We start from the raw sequence: 14,670 nt of genomic DNA on the forward strand, positions 1-14,670 counted from the left end.
GCCCTGCCGCGGAACGGCGATGACCGCTCCCGCTCGTGACCTGCATCCCGGAGCCTGGTGGCTCTGGGCGCTCGGTCTCGCCGCGGCGGCGTCGTTCACCCTCAACCCGCTGGTGCTCGCGTTGATCGCGGCGGTGGTGGTCCTGGTGGTGATGGCCCGTCGCAGCGAGGCGCCGTGGGCGATGTCGTTCCGGTTCTACGTGTACTTCGCGCTGTTCGTCGTGGTGCTGAGGGTCGTGTACCGGATCCTGTTCGGCGGAGGTGCGCTGGAGGGCGACACGATCGTGCTGCACCTGCCCGAGATCCCGCTGCCCGACGCGGCCCGCGGCATCCAGCTCCTGGGCGACGTGACGTCGACGGCGCTGCTCGGTGCGCTCTACGACGGCATGCGGCTGGCCGTGATCATCCTGTGCGTGGGAGCCGCGAACTCCCTGGCGAACCCTCGTCGCCTCCTCGCCGCCGTGCCCCCCGCGTTCTACGAGGTCGGCACCGCCGTGGTCGTGGCCCTGTCGGTCTTCCCGCAGCTCGCCGAGAGCGTGCAGCGGGTCAACCGTGCGCGTCGACTGCGGGGCGACGCCGGCAAGGGAGTCGGCCGGCTCCGGCGCGTGGTCGTGCCGGTGCTGGAGGACGCCCTGGAGCGGTCGATGACCCTGGCGGCCGGGATGGACGCGCGCGGCTACGGGCGGTCGGGCACGGCGACCCCGCGGGAGCGGCTCCTGACCGGGGTGCTCATGCTCACCGGGCTCGGCGCGCTCTGCGTCGGCGCGTACGCCTACCTCGACGGAACCGCGCCCCGTCTGCTCGCCGGGCCGGTGCTCGTGCTCGGGGTCCTGCTCGCCGCCGCTGCGCTGTGGTCGGCCGGCCGGCGCGTGCAGCGCACCCGCTACCGGCCCGACCGGTGGCGTCGGCCCGAGGTCCTCACGGCGCTGTGCGGCGTCGTGGTCGCCGTCGGGGTCGACCGCGCCTTCGACCTCGACCCGTACGTGGTGGTCCCCGACCTCGAGCGGTGGCCCACCATCGGCGTCCCGCTCGTGCTCGTGCTGCTGGTGGGTGTGCTCCCGGCCTTCCTGACCCCACCTCCGGCGCCCGACGTCGCCGGCGGTGCCGACCGTGCCGGTGGCCCGGGGCGCGACGCCGAGGAGGTGGACCGTGCTCGAGCTGCGTGACGTGACCTTCTCCTACGACGACGCCGCAGGGACCGGGACGGCGGAGCCGACCCTGCGCGACGTCGGCCTGGTGCTGCCCGACGGCGAGCTGCACCTGGTGTGCGGACGCACGGGGTCGGGCAAGTCGACGCTGCTCGGCCTGTTCAACGGCCTCGTCCCGCACTTCAGCGGCGGCCTGCTCGAGGGCGACGTGCGCGTGGACGGCACGTCCATCGTCGGCACGCCACCGCGCGAGCTGGCGCACCTCGTCGGGTACGTCCCGCAGGACCCGCTGTCGGGCTTCGTGAGCGACGTCGTGGAGGACGAGCTGGCCTACGGCATGGAGCAGCTCGGGCTCGACCCGCAGACCATGCGGCGTCGGGTGGAGGAGACGCTCGACCTGCTGGGCATCGCCGACCTCCGACGTCGTGCGCTGCGCACGCTGTCGGGCGGCCAGCAGCAGCGGGTCGCGATCGGCGCCGTGCTCACGATGCACCCCAGGATGCTGGTGCTCGACGAGCCGACGTCGGCGCTCGACCCCACGGCTGCCGAGGACGTGCTGGCCACGGTCGCCCGGCTCGTGGCCGACGTCGGGCTCGGGGTGGTGGTGGCCGAGCACCGGATGGAGCGGGTGATCCCCTTCGCCGACCGCCTCGTCGTGGTCGAGGGTGGTCGGGTGCGCGACGGCGAGCCGGCCGACCTGCTGCGCGAGAGTCCCGTCGCGCCGCCACTGGTGGAGCTGGGCAGGCTCGTCGGGTGGGAGCCGCTTCCGCTCACCGTCCGCGACGCGCGGCGTCGGGCCGGCGACCTGCGTCCTCGCCTCGCGGGCGCGCCGACCAGGACGCCGTCGGAGCAGACGGGGCCCCCGGTGCTGCAGGCGCGCGACATCTCGGTCGACTACCGCCGGCACCGCGCGGTCAGCGGCGTGGACCTGACGGTCGACCCCGGCCAGGTGGTCGCGCTCATGGGCCGGAACGGGTCGGGCAAGTCGTCGCTGCTGTGGGCGCTGCAGGGCGGCCTGAAGCGTGCGAGCGGCTCCGTGGCCGTCGGGGCGGACGGGCTCGACCCGGCCGGACTGTCGCCGGCGGCCGCCCGTGCGCTGGTGGGGCTCGTGCCCCAGACCGCATCGGACCTGCTGTACCTCGAGACCGTCGACGACGAGTGCGCGGCGGCCGACACCCACGCGGACGCCGAGCCGGGGCGCTGCCGCGGACTGCTCGACCGGCTCGCACCGGGCATCGCCGGGGCCCACCATCCTCGCGACCTGTCCGAGGGCCAGCGGCTCGCCCTCGTGCTGGCCATCGTGCTCACGACGTCGCCCCGCGTGCTGCTGCTCGACGAGCCGACGCGCGGCCTCGACTACGCCGCGAAGGCGCAGCTGGCGGCGATCCTGCACGCCCAGGCGGCCGAGGGTCGCGGCGTCGTGGTGTCGACCCACGACGTGGAGTTCGTCGCCCAGGTGGCCGACGCGGTCGTCGTCCTCGCCGAGGGCGAGGTGGTCTCGGCCGGAGGCGTGTCCAAGGTCCTGGCCGAGTCGCCCGCCTTCGCCCCCCAGGTCTCCAAGGTCCTGGGGTCGGACTGGCTCACCGTCGCCGACGTCGAGGGAGCCCTCCCATGACCTCCCCCCATCGGTGGATCCTAAACCTCAGGACCGCACGGGGCCCCGCATCGGTGGATCCTCAACCCCAGCGCCGCGGCTGCGGTTGCGGATCCACCGATGGGTGCGGCCACGCGTCGGCCCAGGACGGGGGCCGACGATGACGGCGCGGCTGGGACTGCGCTCGGCGCTCGTGCTCGGCGTCGCGTCGCTCGCGGGCCTGGTCATGTTCCTGTGGCCGTTGTTCATCGAGCCGACCGCGGGGGCGGAGCGGGTCGACCAGCCGTTCCTGTTCATGGCGCTCCTGCCGATCGTCGTCATGGTGGTGGTGGCCGAGTTCACCGAGGGCGGCATGGACGCCAAGGCGCTGGCGATGCTCGGCGTGCTGACGGCGGTGAACGCGGCACTGAGACCCCTGGGAGCCGGGACGGCCGGCATCGAGACGGTGTTCTTCGTCCTCGTCCTCGCCGGGCGGGTGTTCGGGCCCGGGTTCGGCTTCGTGCTGGGCTGCACCTCGTTGTTCGCGTCGGCCCTGCTCACGTCGGGCGTGGGGCCGTGGCTGCCGTTCCAGATGATGTGCGCCGCGTGGATCGGACTGGGTGCGGGTCTGCTGCCGCGGCGGGTCACGGGACGGGCGGAGATCGCGATGCTCGTGGTCTACGCCGTGGTCGTGGCGTACCTGTTCGGCATGCTGATGAACCTGTCGTCGTGGCCGTTCCAGCTCGGCATCGCCGCCCCCGGGGCCGACGAGACGCTGCAGCTCGTGCCGGGTGCGCCGATCCTGGAGAACCTGCACCGCTTCCTGGTCTTCAACCTCGTCACGTCGACCTGGGGCTGGGACACCGGCCGCGCGGTCACCAACGCGCTGCTCGTGGCCACGCTCGGACCCGCCGTGCTGGTGACCCTGCGCCGGGCTGCCCGGCGTGCTCGGTACGGCCGCACGGCCGAACCGGTCCCGCAGCCCTGAGGCGGGCTCGTCGTCTGTGACGATGGACGACATGCTCCGCCACGCTCACCAGCTGCTGTCCGTCGTCGTCTGCGCCGCTGCCCTGGTAGCCGCTCCGTCCGCTGCGCAGGCGGCCGCCGAGGGCGAGTGCGGGTCCGACGACGTCGTGGTCGTGGTCGAGCCCGCGACGCTCGACGGTGATCAGCTCGTCCGCTGCGCCACGGACCTCGCCGGCGACGCCACCGCCTACGACGCTCTCCAGGCGGCTGGTCTCGACGTCGAGGAGACGCAGGGGTCCGCACCCTTCGTCTGCCGGATCGACGGTCGGCCCGACGCGGCCCAGGAGACGTGCGGCGCCTCGCTCTCCGGCGACGGGTACTGGGCCTTCCTCACCGCCGACGAGGGCGGCGAGTGGTCGTACGCCCAGACCGGCGTGCGCGACCACGACGTCGCGCCCGGTGAGTTCCTGGCCCTGCGGTACCAGCTGCTCGCGGACGGGGAGGACGTGACGGTCGAGACGCCGAGCACGCAGCAGACCCGCACCGAGGCCGAGCTGGTCGCGACCCCGGGCGAGGCCGACGACGTGGCCACCTCCACCGGGAACGCCGTCGGGTGGGTCGAGGTCGTCGTCTTCGTCCTCGTGCTCGGCGTCCTCGTGGTCGGCGCCGTGGTCCTGGCACGCCGCCGTCGGCCCTGACGGTTCTCGCTGCCCGGCACACTGGGCCCATGCTCACGACTCACCAGCCGGGCCACACGGTCCGCTTCGACTGGGGCCCGGTCGGCGGCCGCGCGATCTCCGAGGGGGCCGACGTCGCCGTCGTCGTCGACGTGCTGTCGTTCACCACGGCGCTCGGGGTGGCGGTGGAACGCGGCAGCGTCGTGGTGCCGTACCCGACCGGTCGCGCCGACGCGGCCGAGGTCGCGGCACAGACCGGCGCGGTGCTGGCCGCCGACCGGGCCTCGGCGGGCCCGGAGGAGCCCACGCTCTCGCCGGCGCGGCTGCTGCGGGTCCCGCTGCCGGGTCGTCTGGTGCTGCCGTCACCGAACGGGTCGGCCGTGGCGCACGCGCTCGCGGGCTCGGCCACCACGGTGGTGGGCGCGAGCCTGCGCAACGCGGCTGCCGTCGCTGCCTGGATCGCGCGGGAGCACGACGCCGACGACACGGTCGTGGCCGTGGTCGCCGCGGGCGAACGGTGGAGCGACGGCTCGTTGCGACCTGCCCTCGAGGACCTGTGGGGAGCCGGTGCGGTGCTCGCGGCGCTCGAGGACTTCGAGTGGCCGGGCCTGTCGCCGGAGGCTGCCGCCGCGGCCGACGCGTACCGGCTCGTGCAGGGGCGCGAGACCGCCCACCTGACGGCCTGCGCGAGCGGCCAGGAGCTCGTCGCGGCGGGCTGGTCCGACGACGTCGGCGTGGCGGCCGAGGTCGGGGCCAGCGGCGTCGTGCCGGTGCTGAGCGACCGCGGTTTCGTCGCCGCCCCGTGAAAGTCGGCGCATTCGGAAACTATTCATGACTTTGGTCCTGAATGCTCTCGGGAAATGACCGCATTATCGGGTGGTGGGCGATATGGTTCCGGCATGGCGAAAAAGACCGTGGAAAAGTTCTACTCCGACCTGAGTGGCGACGAGATCGACACCCCGGCACCGACGGTGTCGTTCACGTTCGACGGAGTGGGCTACCAGGTCGACCTCACCGAGTCCGAGCGTCAGGCCTTCGCCGACGCCGTGGCTCCCTACATCGCCGTCGGCCGCCGCGCCGCCGGTCGCACCACCCGGACCTCCTCCTCGGGCGGCGGTTCCGGCGTCGACGCCAAGGCCGTGCGAGCCTGGGCGCAGGAGCAGGGCCTGGACGTCCCGGCCCGTGGCCGCGTCCCGTCGTCGCTCATCGAGGCCTACCAGTCCGCGAACTGAGCCGAGCCCGACGACTCATCCCCGCGCGAACACCACTCCGGCGAGATCCTCGGAAAGGTCCCACGCACGCGTGGCGTCGCCGAGGTCGCTGAGAGGCTTCCAGAGATCCACCGGACCCGGCGCGCCACCGGTGCCCCCGAGGCCCTGCGGACCGTAGAAGGGCGCCGGGTCCGGCGCGGTCGCCGCGAGCACCGCCGGCAGCGCCGCGCTCTCGGGAGTGCCGACGAGCACCCCCAGGGCCGAGAGTCGACGGATGACCCGCACGCTGAGCGTGTCGCCGGACCGACCCACCTCGGGCCGGGCCGCCAGCAGGCTGGTCGGCGCCACGCCCGGGTGGGAGAGGTTGCTCGTGATGCCCCAGCCCTCGACCCGGCTCCGGCGGTCGAGCTCGAGGCCGAAGAGGCCCAGGGCGATCTTGGACTGCCGGTACGCGCGCATGCCGTCGTAGGCGCGCTCGAACCCGGGGTCGTCCCAGTTGATGACGCCGCTCCTGGCCGCCACGCTGACCTGCGACGTCACCCGTGCCCCGCCGTCCACGAGGAGCGGGAGCAGGTGGGCGGTGAGCGCGACGTGAGCGAGGTGGTTGGTGCCGAGCTGGAGCTCGAAGCCGTCCTGCGTGGTCTGGCGCTCCGGCGGCGTCATGACGCCTGCGTTGTTGACGAGCAGGTGGATCGGCTCGCCCTCCGCACGCATCGTGGCGGCGAAGGCCTCGACCGACGCAAGCGACGAGAGGTCGAGGTCGTGGAGGGTCAGGCGAGCCCCCGGGTGCCGCCCGCGGATCGTCCGCACGGCCGCCTCTCCCTTCGTGCGGTTCCGGACGGGCAGGACCACGTCGGCTCCGGCGGCGGCGAGCGTCCGGGCGATGACGAGCCCGATCCCGTCGCTCGCGCCGGTGATGACCGCGAGCCGACCGGTGAGGTCGGGGACGGCGATGTCGTAGGTCCTGGGTGCCACGGTGTCTCCTGACGATGGGGGCGGCACGTGCCGCTGGCTCCAGCCTTCGGCACGACCCCGACCGGATCCAGGGTCCGACGATCCGTGGATGCGCGGACCGCCACGGGGCACGATGGAGCCATGATCGATCGGACCGGGCTGTCGGACTTCCTCCGCGTGCGCCGCGAGGCGCTGCAGCCGGAGGACGTGGGCCTGCCGCGCGGGCAGCGACGGCGGACGTCGGGGCTGCGCCGCGAGGAGGTGGCGGTGCTGTGCCACATGTCGGCCGACTACTACACCCGGCTGGAGCAGGAGCGCGGACCACAGCCGTCGGAGCAGATGGTCGCGGCCATCGCCCAGGGCCTGCACCTGTCACTCGACGAGCGCGACCACCTGTTCCACCTCGCCGGGCACCGGCCGCCGGAGCGCGGAGCCGAGAGCGACCACGTGAGCCCGGGGATGCTGCGGATCCTCGACCGGCTCGTCGACACCCCGGCGGAGATCGTGACCGAGCTCGGCGAGACCCTGCGCCAGACCCCGCTCGGTGTCGCGCTCGTCGGCGACCTGCGGCGGTTCAGCGGGCCGGAGCGCAGCATCGGCTACCGCTGGTTCACCGTCCCCGGGGCGCGGGACCTCCACCCGCCCGAGGACCACGAGCACTTCTCCCGGATGTACGTCTCCGGCTTGCGCGGCATCATGGCCCGGCGCGGGCCGACGTCGAAGGCGGCGCGCCTCGCCGCTGCGTTGGCGGCCGAGAACGAGGAGTTTCGGGCGCTGTGGGACGAGCACCAGGTCGGGATCATGCCGCACGAGCTCAAGCGGTACGACCACCCGACGGTGGGCCGTCTCGAGCTGAGCTGCCAGATCCTCCAGGACCCGCGGCAGGCGCACTCCCTGCTCGTCTACACCGCGGTCCCCGGCAGCGAGAGCCACGAGCGGCTGCAGCTGCTGTCGGTCGTGGGGAGCGCGGCGGGCTGATGGTCAGGACGGCGTCGAGTCGTCCGGTCGGAAGACGTAGGTGATCAGGAGGTCGCCGGAGGAGGACCGCTCGGAGCGGACGAGGGCGAGTCGTCGGGTCGGCGAACCCGGCTCGAGCAGACGCCTCCCGTGTCCGGCCACCGTCGGCACCACCACGAGCTGTAGCTCGTCGACGAGACCGGCCGCGAGCAGCGACTGGGCCAGACCGATGCTGCCGTGGATGCCGATGTCGCCGCCGTCCTGTGCGGCGAGCGAGCGAACGTGGTCGGCGGCGTCGGTGTGCACCGCCGTCGAGTTCTGCCACGACCCCGTCAGGGGCGTGGAGGTGACGACGTGCTTCTCGGTCCCGTTGATGAAGTCGGCGAAGGGCTGCACGTCGCTCGTGGGCCAGTAGTCGCACCAGTAGTCGTAGGTACCTCGGCCCAGGAGGACCGTGTCCTGACGCTCGATCACAGCGGCCAGGTTGTCGAAGATCTCCGGGCCGGCCTCGAACATCCAGTCGCCCGGCTCCTCGGCGACGCCGTCGAGCGAGAGCAGCTGGTACAGCACGACGCGACGCACGAGTGCCTCCTTGTTCCTGTGTGGAAGAGCGACGCTATCGCACCTGTGGGTCGTGAGCAGGCGTCCGCTCCGCCGCGCGGCGGAGCGGGACGCTCCCTCTGGAGGAAGGCACCCGTGGAGGTAGGGACTTCGTCGCTCGCTCCGCTCCTCCTCGAATCGCCACGCCGGATGCAGAGGTCGTGAGCCTCTCGGCGTGTTCGAGAACGACGGAGCCCCTCAGCACTGAGGTGCCGAGGGGCTCACGATCTCTGCGGAGGATAGGGGATTCGAACCCCTGAGAGCTTTCACTCAACCCGCTTTCCAAGCGAGCGCACTAGGCCACTATGCGAATCCTCCGCCGACGAGCGTACCCGCCGCATCCCGCTTGGAACCCACCGGGTCGGCCCCCGTATGCTGGCCGCAGCCCCTCGCGTGGCGCTATCTCACCCAATCCCCCAGGGCCGGAAGGCAGCAAGGGTCAGTGGGCTCTAGTGGGTGCGCGAGGGGTCCTCACGTTCCAGGAGCTTCCTCGCGCCCGCGCCATGTTCAGGGGTCGTCGGCGAGGATGGGGTCGTGCTCGACGACCTCGCGCCGCAGCGGCGGCGCACCCTGCTGGCGGGGGCGGCGCTGCTCGTGGCCGTGGTGCTGGTCGCCGTCGGCATCGGGGTCGTCCGCACGCTCGACCCCACGGATCCCGCGTCGCAGGACGAGCTCGGGCCCGTGCTGCTGGTCTCCGGGTACGGCGGACGCGTGGCGTCCCTCGATCCCCTGCGCGACGCGCTCCGGTCGGCCGGCCGCGACGTCGAGGTGCTCGAGCCCGAGGGCGACGGCAGGGGAGACCTGCGCGCCCAGGCGGCCGCACTCGGCCGCTCGGTGGAAGCGGCCCTCGAGCGCACGGGCGCGGACTCGGTCGACGTCGTCGGCTACTCCGCAGGCGGTGTCGTGGCACGGTTGTGGGTGCGCGACCAGGGCGGGGCGGACGTGGCTCGACGGGTGCTGACGATCGGCTCGCCCCACCACGGCACCGACGTCGCCGCGCTGGCGGTCGAGATCGCGGGCAGCTGCCCCACCGCGTGCGAGCAGCTCGTGCCCGACAGCGACCTGCTGCGTGGCCTGAACGCCGGTGACGAGACGCCGGACGGACCCGAGTGGGTCACACTGCGGTCCGACGCCGACCGGGTGGTCGTCCCCACGGACTCCGCGGTGCTCGACGGCGCTCTCAACCTGCGGGTGCAACGGCTGTGCCCCGGCTCGACGACCCCGCACCGCGCGCTTCCCGGTGACGCCGCGGTGCTCGCGACGGTGGCCTCGGTGCTCGGTCGGGACGCCGCCCGCGCGCCGACCGACGTCAGCTGTTGACGTCCTTGCTGCCGAAGTTGGCCCAGGCCGCCCCGAGGAACACCACGAGGTAGGCGGCCTGAGCGGCGACGCCTCGCACCACCTCGGTCCACCGGATGGGGTCGCGGAACAGGTCGACGAACGCCAGCCAGTACCGGGTCGGCAGGTACGGCTGCAGCACGTCGGCGGCCTCGAGCCCGAGGAGCACCGTCGAGCCGATGAGCACCGCCACCGTCCCGAGCGCGGCGGTCAGCCCGGACTCCACGATCGTGGAGAGCAGCAGCGCGAGCGCGGCCACGCCCAGCATCATCCACGTCACGTAGCCGAGCGCCAGGACCGTCCGCTGGATCATCTCCGCCTGGCTGAGCGTGGAGCCGGAGACGCTGGTGACCGTGCCGCTGGGATCTCCGTCGCCGAGCAGCAGCCGTCCGAGGACGTAGGCCACGACCGCCACGACCAGCACGGCCACGAGCACGAAGGCCACGACGCTCACCAGCTTCGCCACCAGCAGCCTGGTGCGGCCCACGGGGCGGACGAGCAGGTAGCGCAGCGTGCCCGTCTGCGACTCGCCGGCGATGGCGTCACCGGCCACGACCGCCACCGCGACCGGCAGGAACAGCGGGAGCACGATGCCCAGGGCAGCAAGGGGGAAGAGCGTGCCGTCGCTCAGGACGGCGGAGAGGAACGGCGGTCCGCTGCCGGGACGGGGTCCCAGCTGCGTGGTCGCGAGCAGCACCGCCACGAGCGCGGGCAGGGCGTTCAGCATCGCGATGACCACCCAGGTGCGTCGGCGCCGCAGCATCGCAGCCAGCTCCACCCTGATCATGACGCCTCGCTCGCGCGCAGCACGACGTCCTCCAGGCTGACGCGCAACGGCCCCACGGAGTCGACGCGGACGCCGGCGGACACCAGCCGTGCGTTCACCCGGGCCGGGTCGTCGGACACCACCACCAGGCGCTCTCCGACGGACGACTCCACGGCCTCGCCCAGCAGTGCGACGGCACGCGCGACGTCGCGGGTGCCCACCACGACGCGTTCGCTCGGTGCCAGAAGGGTCTCCAGCTGGTCCTGCAGCACCAGTCGGCCGCGGTCGAGCACCCCCACGCGGGTGCACATCTGCTCGATCTCGCTCATGAGGTGGCTGGACAGGAAGATCGTGGTGCCCTCGCCGTTCAGGGCCAGCAGCAGCTCGCGGATCTCGCGGATCCCTTGCGGGTCGAGTCCGTTGGTGGGCTCGTCGAGCACCAGCAGCCGCGGCCGACGCAGCAACGCACCGGCCAGGCCGAGGCGTTGGCGCATGCCGAGCGAGTACGCACGCACGGGCCGACGGTCGGCGGGGTCCAGCCCCACCTGCTCGAGCACCTCGCCGATGCGACCGGACCGTCCACGTCGCCGCGCGTCGGGCCCGGCGGCGTCGAAGGTGGCGAGGTTCCTGCGTCCCGACAGGTGCGGGTAGGCGCCGGGTCCCTCCACCAGGGCGCCGACGCGCGGGAGGACCGACGCGGCCGACGCAGGCATCGCCTCGCCGAGCACCTCGGCCTCCCCGGAGGTGGGCAGGACGAGGCCCAGCAGCATCCGCACCGTCGTGGTCTTGCCGGAGCCGTTGGCCCCGAGGAACCCGTAGACGTCGCCTTCTCGCACGTCGAGGTCGATGCCGGCGACCGCCGGAACGCCGCGGTAGCGCTTCGTCAGCGCTCGGGTCCTGATCATCGCCGCCCCACCTGCTCGCCCAGCTCGGCCGCGGCGTCCGCAAGCACCTCGGGCGTCACGGTCCCAGCCAGCAAGAAGGTGCCCTGACCACGGCCCCCCTCGGTGAGCAGCACGGACAGCGGCCCGATCTCCAGCGAGGTGCCGACGTCGGTGCGCACGGCCGACGAGGCGCTCAGCTGCTCGCGCACCTGGCCGGCGAGACCGCGGCGGAGCGGCACCGCCACGAGGGCGGTGGGCCCGCGGCCGTAGACGCCGACGGCTCCGAGCTCGTCGGGGTCGCCGCGGCGCTCGAGCCCGGCGACTGCCTCGGGGAGCACGAACGGTGCGAAGGCGTTGGCGCCCGCCGCGACGTCGATCGCGTCGCGAAAGCCCACGCGGGCGCCCGGGGGAGCGGTGAACGTGGTCGTGCCGGGGTCGGGGGTCGACGGGTCGAACCGGGTGACGGCGGTGGACACCACGGGCAGGTCCGAGGCGGTGCCGACCACGTCGACGCGCAGCGCCAGACCGGTCTCGGCGTCCGCCCAGACGTCGACGTGCGCGATGGTCGACTGCTCGTCGGCCGGCTCCAGCCTCAGGCCGGGTGCCGACCGCCCCGCCACTCGTCGTTCCGGCAGGCGGGACAGCTCGGCGGCGTCGGCCCCGGCGAGCAGGCGCCGGGCCAGCTGTGACGGCACGAGGTCGGAGGCGTCGGGCAGGCGGACGGTGGCGTACGGGGACGAGGTGGCGCGCTCGGACTCGAAGCGCCAGGTGGTGAGCAGGTCACCCTCGCGCACCAGGTCGGTCTCGCCACTCGCGCGGACGCGGTCGACGCGCCACTGCTCGTCCGACCGCCACCAGACGCGCAGGGTGCTGGTGTCGCCCAGCAGGTCGGCGACCCCGGCGAACGAGTCGGTCTCGGGGATCTGCAGCGTGCCGCGGCTGCGCACCTCGCCCGACCACCCCAGGTCGCGTGACGCGACGACCCGCTCGAGCAGCCGGTCGGCCGAGACGTCGGAGGCCTCGGCCGGGAGCAGGCGGGGGAGCACCGGCGCGGCGGCCAGCAGGGCCGACACCAGTGCCACGAGCAGCCAGCGTCGGGCGGAGGACTTCATCTCCTGACCACGGTACGAGGTGGGACCCCGCCTCGCCGGGTGGAGCTGGGTGGATCCCGGGACCGTCGAGTGCGTCGGTGGCGCGCTGCGGCCACGGGCGGCCCCCGACGCACGACAGCCGCACGCGGCGCCGGAAAAGGATCTGCGCCACGTGCGGCTGGATCGTGGGTCGAGCCGCGCGTCGCCCGTCAGCCGATGGGGTCGACGGCGCCGTGGTCGGCCACCGAGCGGGCCAGCGTGAGCAGGTGCTCCGAGCCGTCGCCGAGCGTGTGGTCGATCGCGGTCAGACGGCTCGTGTAGTGGCCGACGGAGTACTCCGCGGTCATGCCGATGCCGCCGTGCAGCTGGATCGCCTCCTGGCCGATGTGGCGGCCGGCGCGCGAGACCTGCAGCTTGGCACGCGCCGCCGCCTCGAGGACCCGGTCCGGGTCGTCCTGGAGCACGAGCGTGGCCCACGTGACGGTGCTGCGGACCAGCTCGGCCGACACGTACAGGTCGGCCGCCCGGAACGTGAGCGCCTGGAACGTGTTGAGCGGGACGCCGAACTGCTTGCGCGTCTTGAGGTACTCCGTCGTGGTCCGCAGGGCCACGTCCATGGCGCCCACGGCCTCGTGGCTCAGGGCGATCTGCCCACGGGCGACGTTCCGGGCCACGACGTCGGAGACGTCGGCGGCCGGGTCGCCCAGGGGCGTGGCCGTGGCGCCGTCGAGCGAGACGCGCGCCGCGCGACCGCCGTCGTGCGTGCGGTAGCCGATCCGGTCCACGCCACCGACCGAGGGGTCGACGAGGAACACGCCGACGCCGGCGTCGGTGCGGGCCGTGACGACCAGCAGGTCGGCGCGCTCGCCGTGCAGCACCGGCTCCTTGACGCCCGTGAGCGTCCAGGTGCCGTCGGACTCGGCGGCCACGACGGCGTCGCCGACGTCGTGGTGGGCGAAGGAGAGCACCAGGGCGCCCTCGGCCACGCGGCCGATGACGTCGGCGCGCTGCTCGGCCGAGCCGAGGTCGGCCACCAGGCCGGCGGCCAGGATCGTCTCGAGGTACGGCTCGGGCGCGAGCACGCGTCCGATCTCCTCGGCCACGATCGCGACCTCCACGGGTCCGGCGCCGAAGCCGCCGTCCTCCTCGGAGAACGGCAGTCCGAGGGCACCGAGCTCGGCGAGCTGCTGCCAGGTCTTCTCCGAGAACCCGGGGTCGGTCTTGGTGACCTCGCGGCGGGTCTCCGACGAGTCGTAGGTCTTGCTCAGCAGGCCGCGCACCGCGTCACGCAGGGCGGTCTGCTCGGAGTCGAGGGTGAAGTCCATGGCTGCCTCACAGTCCCAGGATGGTCTTGGCGATGATCTGACGCTGCACCTCGTTGGAGCCGCCGTAGATCGACGCCTTCCGGAAGTTGAGGTACTGCGGGGTGCTGACGCGGGCCCAGTCGGGCACGTCGGAGCCGTCTCCGGCGCCGGACGCGAGCGAGAGCGGGCCGGCGAGGTCGACGTAGAGCTCGGTGACGGCCTGCTGCAGCTCGGTGCCGCGCAGCTTGAGCACCGACGACGCCGGGTGCGGCTTGCCGTCGGCGGAGTGGGCCACGACGCGCAGCGCCGTCAGCTCGAGGGCGAGCAGCTCGTTCTCCAGGTCCGCGACGCGGGTGGCGAGCAGCAGGTCGGAGTCGAGGCGGTCGCCCGCGATCTCCTTCGCCGCGGCCAGCCAGCGCTTCGTGGAGCCGACGGGTGCCACGCCGACACGCTCGTTGCCGAGCAGGAACTTGGCGTAGTCCCAGCCGCGATTCTCCTCGCCGACGAGGTTCTCGGCCGGCACGCGCACGTCCTCGAAGAAGACCTCGTTGACCTCGTGGCCGCCGTCGATGAGCTCGATGGGACGCACGGTCAGGCCGGGCGACGTCATGTCGATGAGCAGGAACGAGATGCCCTGCTGCTTCTTGGGGGCGTCGGGATCGGTCCGCACGAGCGTGAAGATCCAGTCGCCGTACTGGCCGAGCGTGGTCCACGTCTTCTGCCCGTTGACGACGTACTCGTCGCCCTCGCGACGGGCCGTGGTGCGCAGCGAGGCGAGGTCGGAGCCGGCGTCGGGCTCGGAGAAGCCCTGCGACCACCAGATGTCGAGGTTGGCGGTGGCCGGGAGGAACCGCTCCTTGATCTCCTGGGAGCCGAAGGCCGCGATGACCGGGCCGACCATCGACGCGTTGAACGCCAGCGGCGTGGGGACGCAGGCCAGCTGCATCTCCTCGTGCCAGATGTGGCGCTGCAGCGGGGTCCAGTCCTTGCCGCCCCACTCGACGGGCCAGTTCGGCACGGCGAGACCGGCGGCGTTCAGCGTCTGCTGCGCCTCGACGATCTGCTCCTTGCTGAGCTCGCGCCGGGCGGCGACGGTGTCGCGGATGTGCTGCGGGACCTGGGTGGTGAAGAACGTGCGCATCTCCTCGCGGAATGCGGCGTCCTCCTCGGACAGACGAAGCTTCATGGGGACTCTCCGGGTG

At 73.2% G+C, this 14,670-nt stretch carries 15 protein-coding genes, 1 tRNA gene and 1 other RNA gene; 9 read left to right on the forward strand and 8 right to left on the reverse strand.

Annotated features, from left to right (window positions below; all coding sequences use genetic code 11):
- Positions 1-19 precede the first annotated feature (19 nt).
- The 6 genes from NBW76_RS03465 to NBW76_RS03490 all read left to right on the forward strand — a co-directional run bounded on the left by NBW76_RS03465 (position 20) and on the right by NBW76_RS03490 (position 5,595).
- A complete protein-coding gene (locus NBW76_RS03465; RefSeq protein ID WP_056556474.1) occupies positions 20-1,165 on the forward strand; it encodes an energy-coupling factor transporter transmembrane protein EcfT in 1,146 nt (381 codons plus the stop codon).
- The gene (locus tag NBW76_RS03470; protein WP_056557209.1) at positions 1,149-2,762 is read left to right on the forward strand and encodes an ABC transporter ATP-binding protein; all 1,614 of its coding nucleotides are present in this window, start codon (positions 1,149-1,151) and stop codon (positions 2,760-2,762) included. The genes NBW76_RS03465 and NBW76_RS03470 overlap by 17 nt, the downstream gene beginning before the upstream one ends.
- Positions 2,763-2,901: 139 nt before the next feature.
- Complete coding sequence (locus tag NBW76_RS03475) at positions 2,902-3,708, forward strand: ECF transporter S component (RefSeq protein ID WP_056556471.1); 807 nt, start codon at positions 2,902-2,904, stop codon at positions 3,706-3,708.
- Between the two features lie 22 nt (positions 3,709-3,730).
- Positions 3,731-4,384: a hypothetical protein gene (locus tag NBW76_RS03480; RefSeq protein WP_056556469.1), complete on the forward strand. Its 654-nt coding sequence runs from the start codon at positions 3,731-3,733 to the stop codon at positions 4,382-4,384.
- Between the two features lie 29 nt (positions 4,385-4,413).
- On the forward strand, positions 4,414-5,169 hold the full coding sequence (locus NBW76_RS03485) for a 2-phosphosulfolactate phosphatase (protein WP_056556466.1): 756 nt from the start codon (positions 4,414-4,416) through the stop codon (positions 5,167-5,169).
- A 93-nt stretch (positions 5,170-5,262) separates the two neighbouring features.
- On the forward strand, positions 5,263-5,595 hold the full coding sequence (locus NBW76_RS03490) for an Lsr2 family protein (RefSeq protein ID WP_156364880.1): 333 nt from the start codon (positions 5,263-5,265) through the stop codon (positions 5,593-5,595).
- Positions 5,596-5,610: 15 nt separating this feature from the next.
- On the opposite strand, the gene NBW76_RS03495 is transcribed toward NBW76_RS03490, so the two are convergent.
- On the reverse strand, positions 5,611-6,549 hold the full coding sequence (locus NBW76_RS03495) for an SDR family oxidoreductase (RefSeq protein WP_056556463.1): 939 nt from the start codon (positions 6,547-6,549) through the stop codon (positions 5,611-5,613).
- 120 nt (positions 6,550-6,669) lie between these two features.
- Between NBW76_RS03495 and NBW76_RS03500 the strand changes: the two genes are divergently transcribed.
- Positions 6,670-7,506 (forward strand): helix-turn-helix transcriptional regulator, encoded by an 837-nt coding sequence (locus tag NBW76_RS03500; RefSeq protein WP_056556460.1) that lies wholly within the window; start codon positions 6,670-6,672, stop codon positions 7,504-7,506.
- 3 nt (positions 7,507-7,509) lie between these two features.
- Here the strand turns inward: NBW76_RS03500 and NBW76_RS03505 are convergent, their stop codons facing one another.
- Complete coding sequence (locus NBW76_RS03505) at positions 7,510-8,067, reverse strand: dihydrofolate reductase family protein (RefSeq protein ID WP_056556458.1); 558 nt, start codon at positions 8,065-8,067, stop codon at positions 7,510-7,512.
- 251 nt (positions 8,068-8,318) lie between these two features.
- Positions 8,319-8,403: transfer RNA gene (locus tag NBW76_RS03510), tRNA-Ser, on the reverse strand.
- 62 nt (positions 8,404-8,465) lie between these two features.
- Here NBW76_RS03510 and ffs point away from each other — a divergent pair.
- An RNA gene (gene ffs / locus NBW76_RS03515) (signal recognition particle sRNA small type) lies at positions 8,466-8,561 on the forward strand.
- A 58-nt stretch (positions 8,562-8,619) separates the two neighbouring features.
- Positions 8,620-9,405 (forward strand): triacylglycerol lipase, encoded by a 786-nt coding sequence (locus NBW76_RS03520; protein WP_056556455.1) that lies wholly within the window; start codon positions 8,620-8,622, stop codon positions 9,403-9,405.
- Here NBW76_RS03520 and NBW76_RS03525 read toward each other — a convergent pair.
- From NBW76_RS03525 to NBW76_RS03545, 5 genes are all read right to left on the reverse strand, one after another.
- Positions 9,395-10,210, reverse strand: coding sequence for an ABC transporter permease (locus NBW76_RS03525; RefSeq protein WP_056556452.1), 816 nt, complete (start codon positions 10,208-10,210; stop codon positions 9,395-9,397). The two genes, NBW76_RS03520 and NBW76_RS03525, sit on opposite strands and share 11 nt — an antisense overlap.
- Positions 10,207-11,094 (reverse strand): ABC transporter ATP-binding protein, encoded by an 888-nt coding sequence (locus NBW76_RS03530; RefSeq protein WP_056556449.1) that lies wholly within the window; start codon positions 11,092-11,094, stop codon positions 10,207-10,209. Before NBW76_RS03530 ends, NBW76_RS03525 begins: the two co-directional genes overlap by 4 nt.
- Positions 11,091-12,185: a sigma-E factor regulatory protein RseB domain-containing protein gene (locus NBW76_RS03535; protein WP_056556446.1), complete on the reverse strand. Its 1,095-nt coding sequence runs from the start codon at positions 12,183-12,185 to the stop codon at positions 11,091-11,093. Before NBW76_RS03535 ends, NBW76_RS03530 begins: the two co-directional genes overlap by 4 nt.
- Before the next feature lie 188 nt (positions 12,186-12,373).
- The gene (locus NBW76_RS03540) at positions 12,374-13,489 is read right to left on the reverse strand and encodes an acyl-CoA dehydrogenase family protein (RefSeq protein ID WP_056556443.1); all 1,116 of its coding nucleotides are present in this window, start codon (positions 13,487-13,489) and stop codon (positions 12,374-12,376) included.
- 7 nt (positions 13,490-13,496) lie between these two features.
- The gene (locus NBW76_RS03545) at positions 13,497-14,654 is read right to left on the reverse strand and encodes an acyl-CoA dehydrogenase family protein (RefSeq protein WP_055963076.1); all 1,158 of its coding nucleotides are present in this window, start codon (positions 14,652-14,654) and stop codon (positions 13,497-13,499) included.
- Positions 14,655-14,670: the final 16 nt, after the last annotated feature.

Origin of the sequence: Aeromicrobium sp. Leaf245, from assembly GCF_942548115.1 — a bacterium.
In the GTDB taxonomy this organism is placed as follows: domain Bacteria; phylum Actinomycetota; class Actinomycetes; order Propionibacteriales; family Nocardioidaceae; genus Aeromicrobium.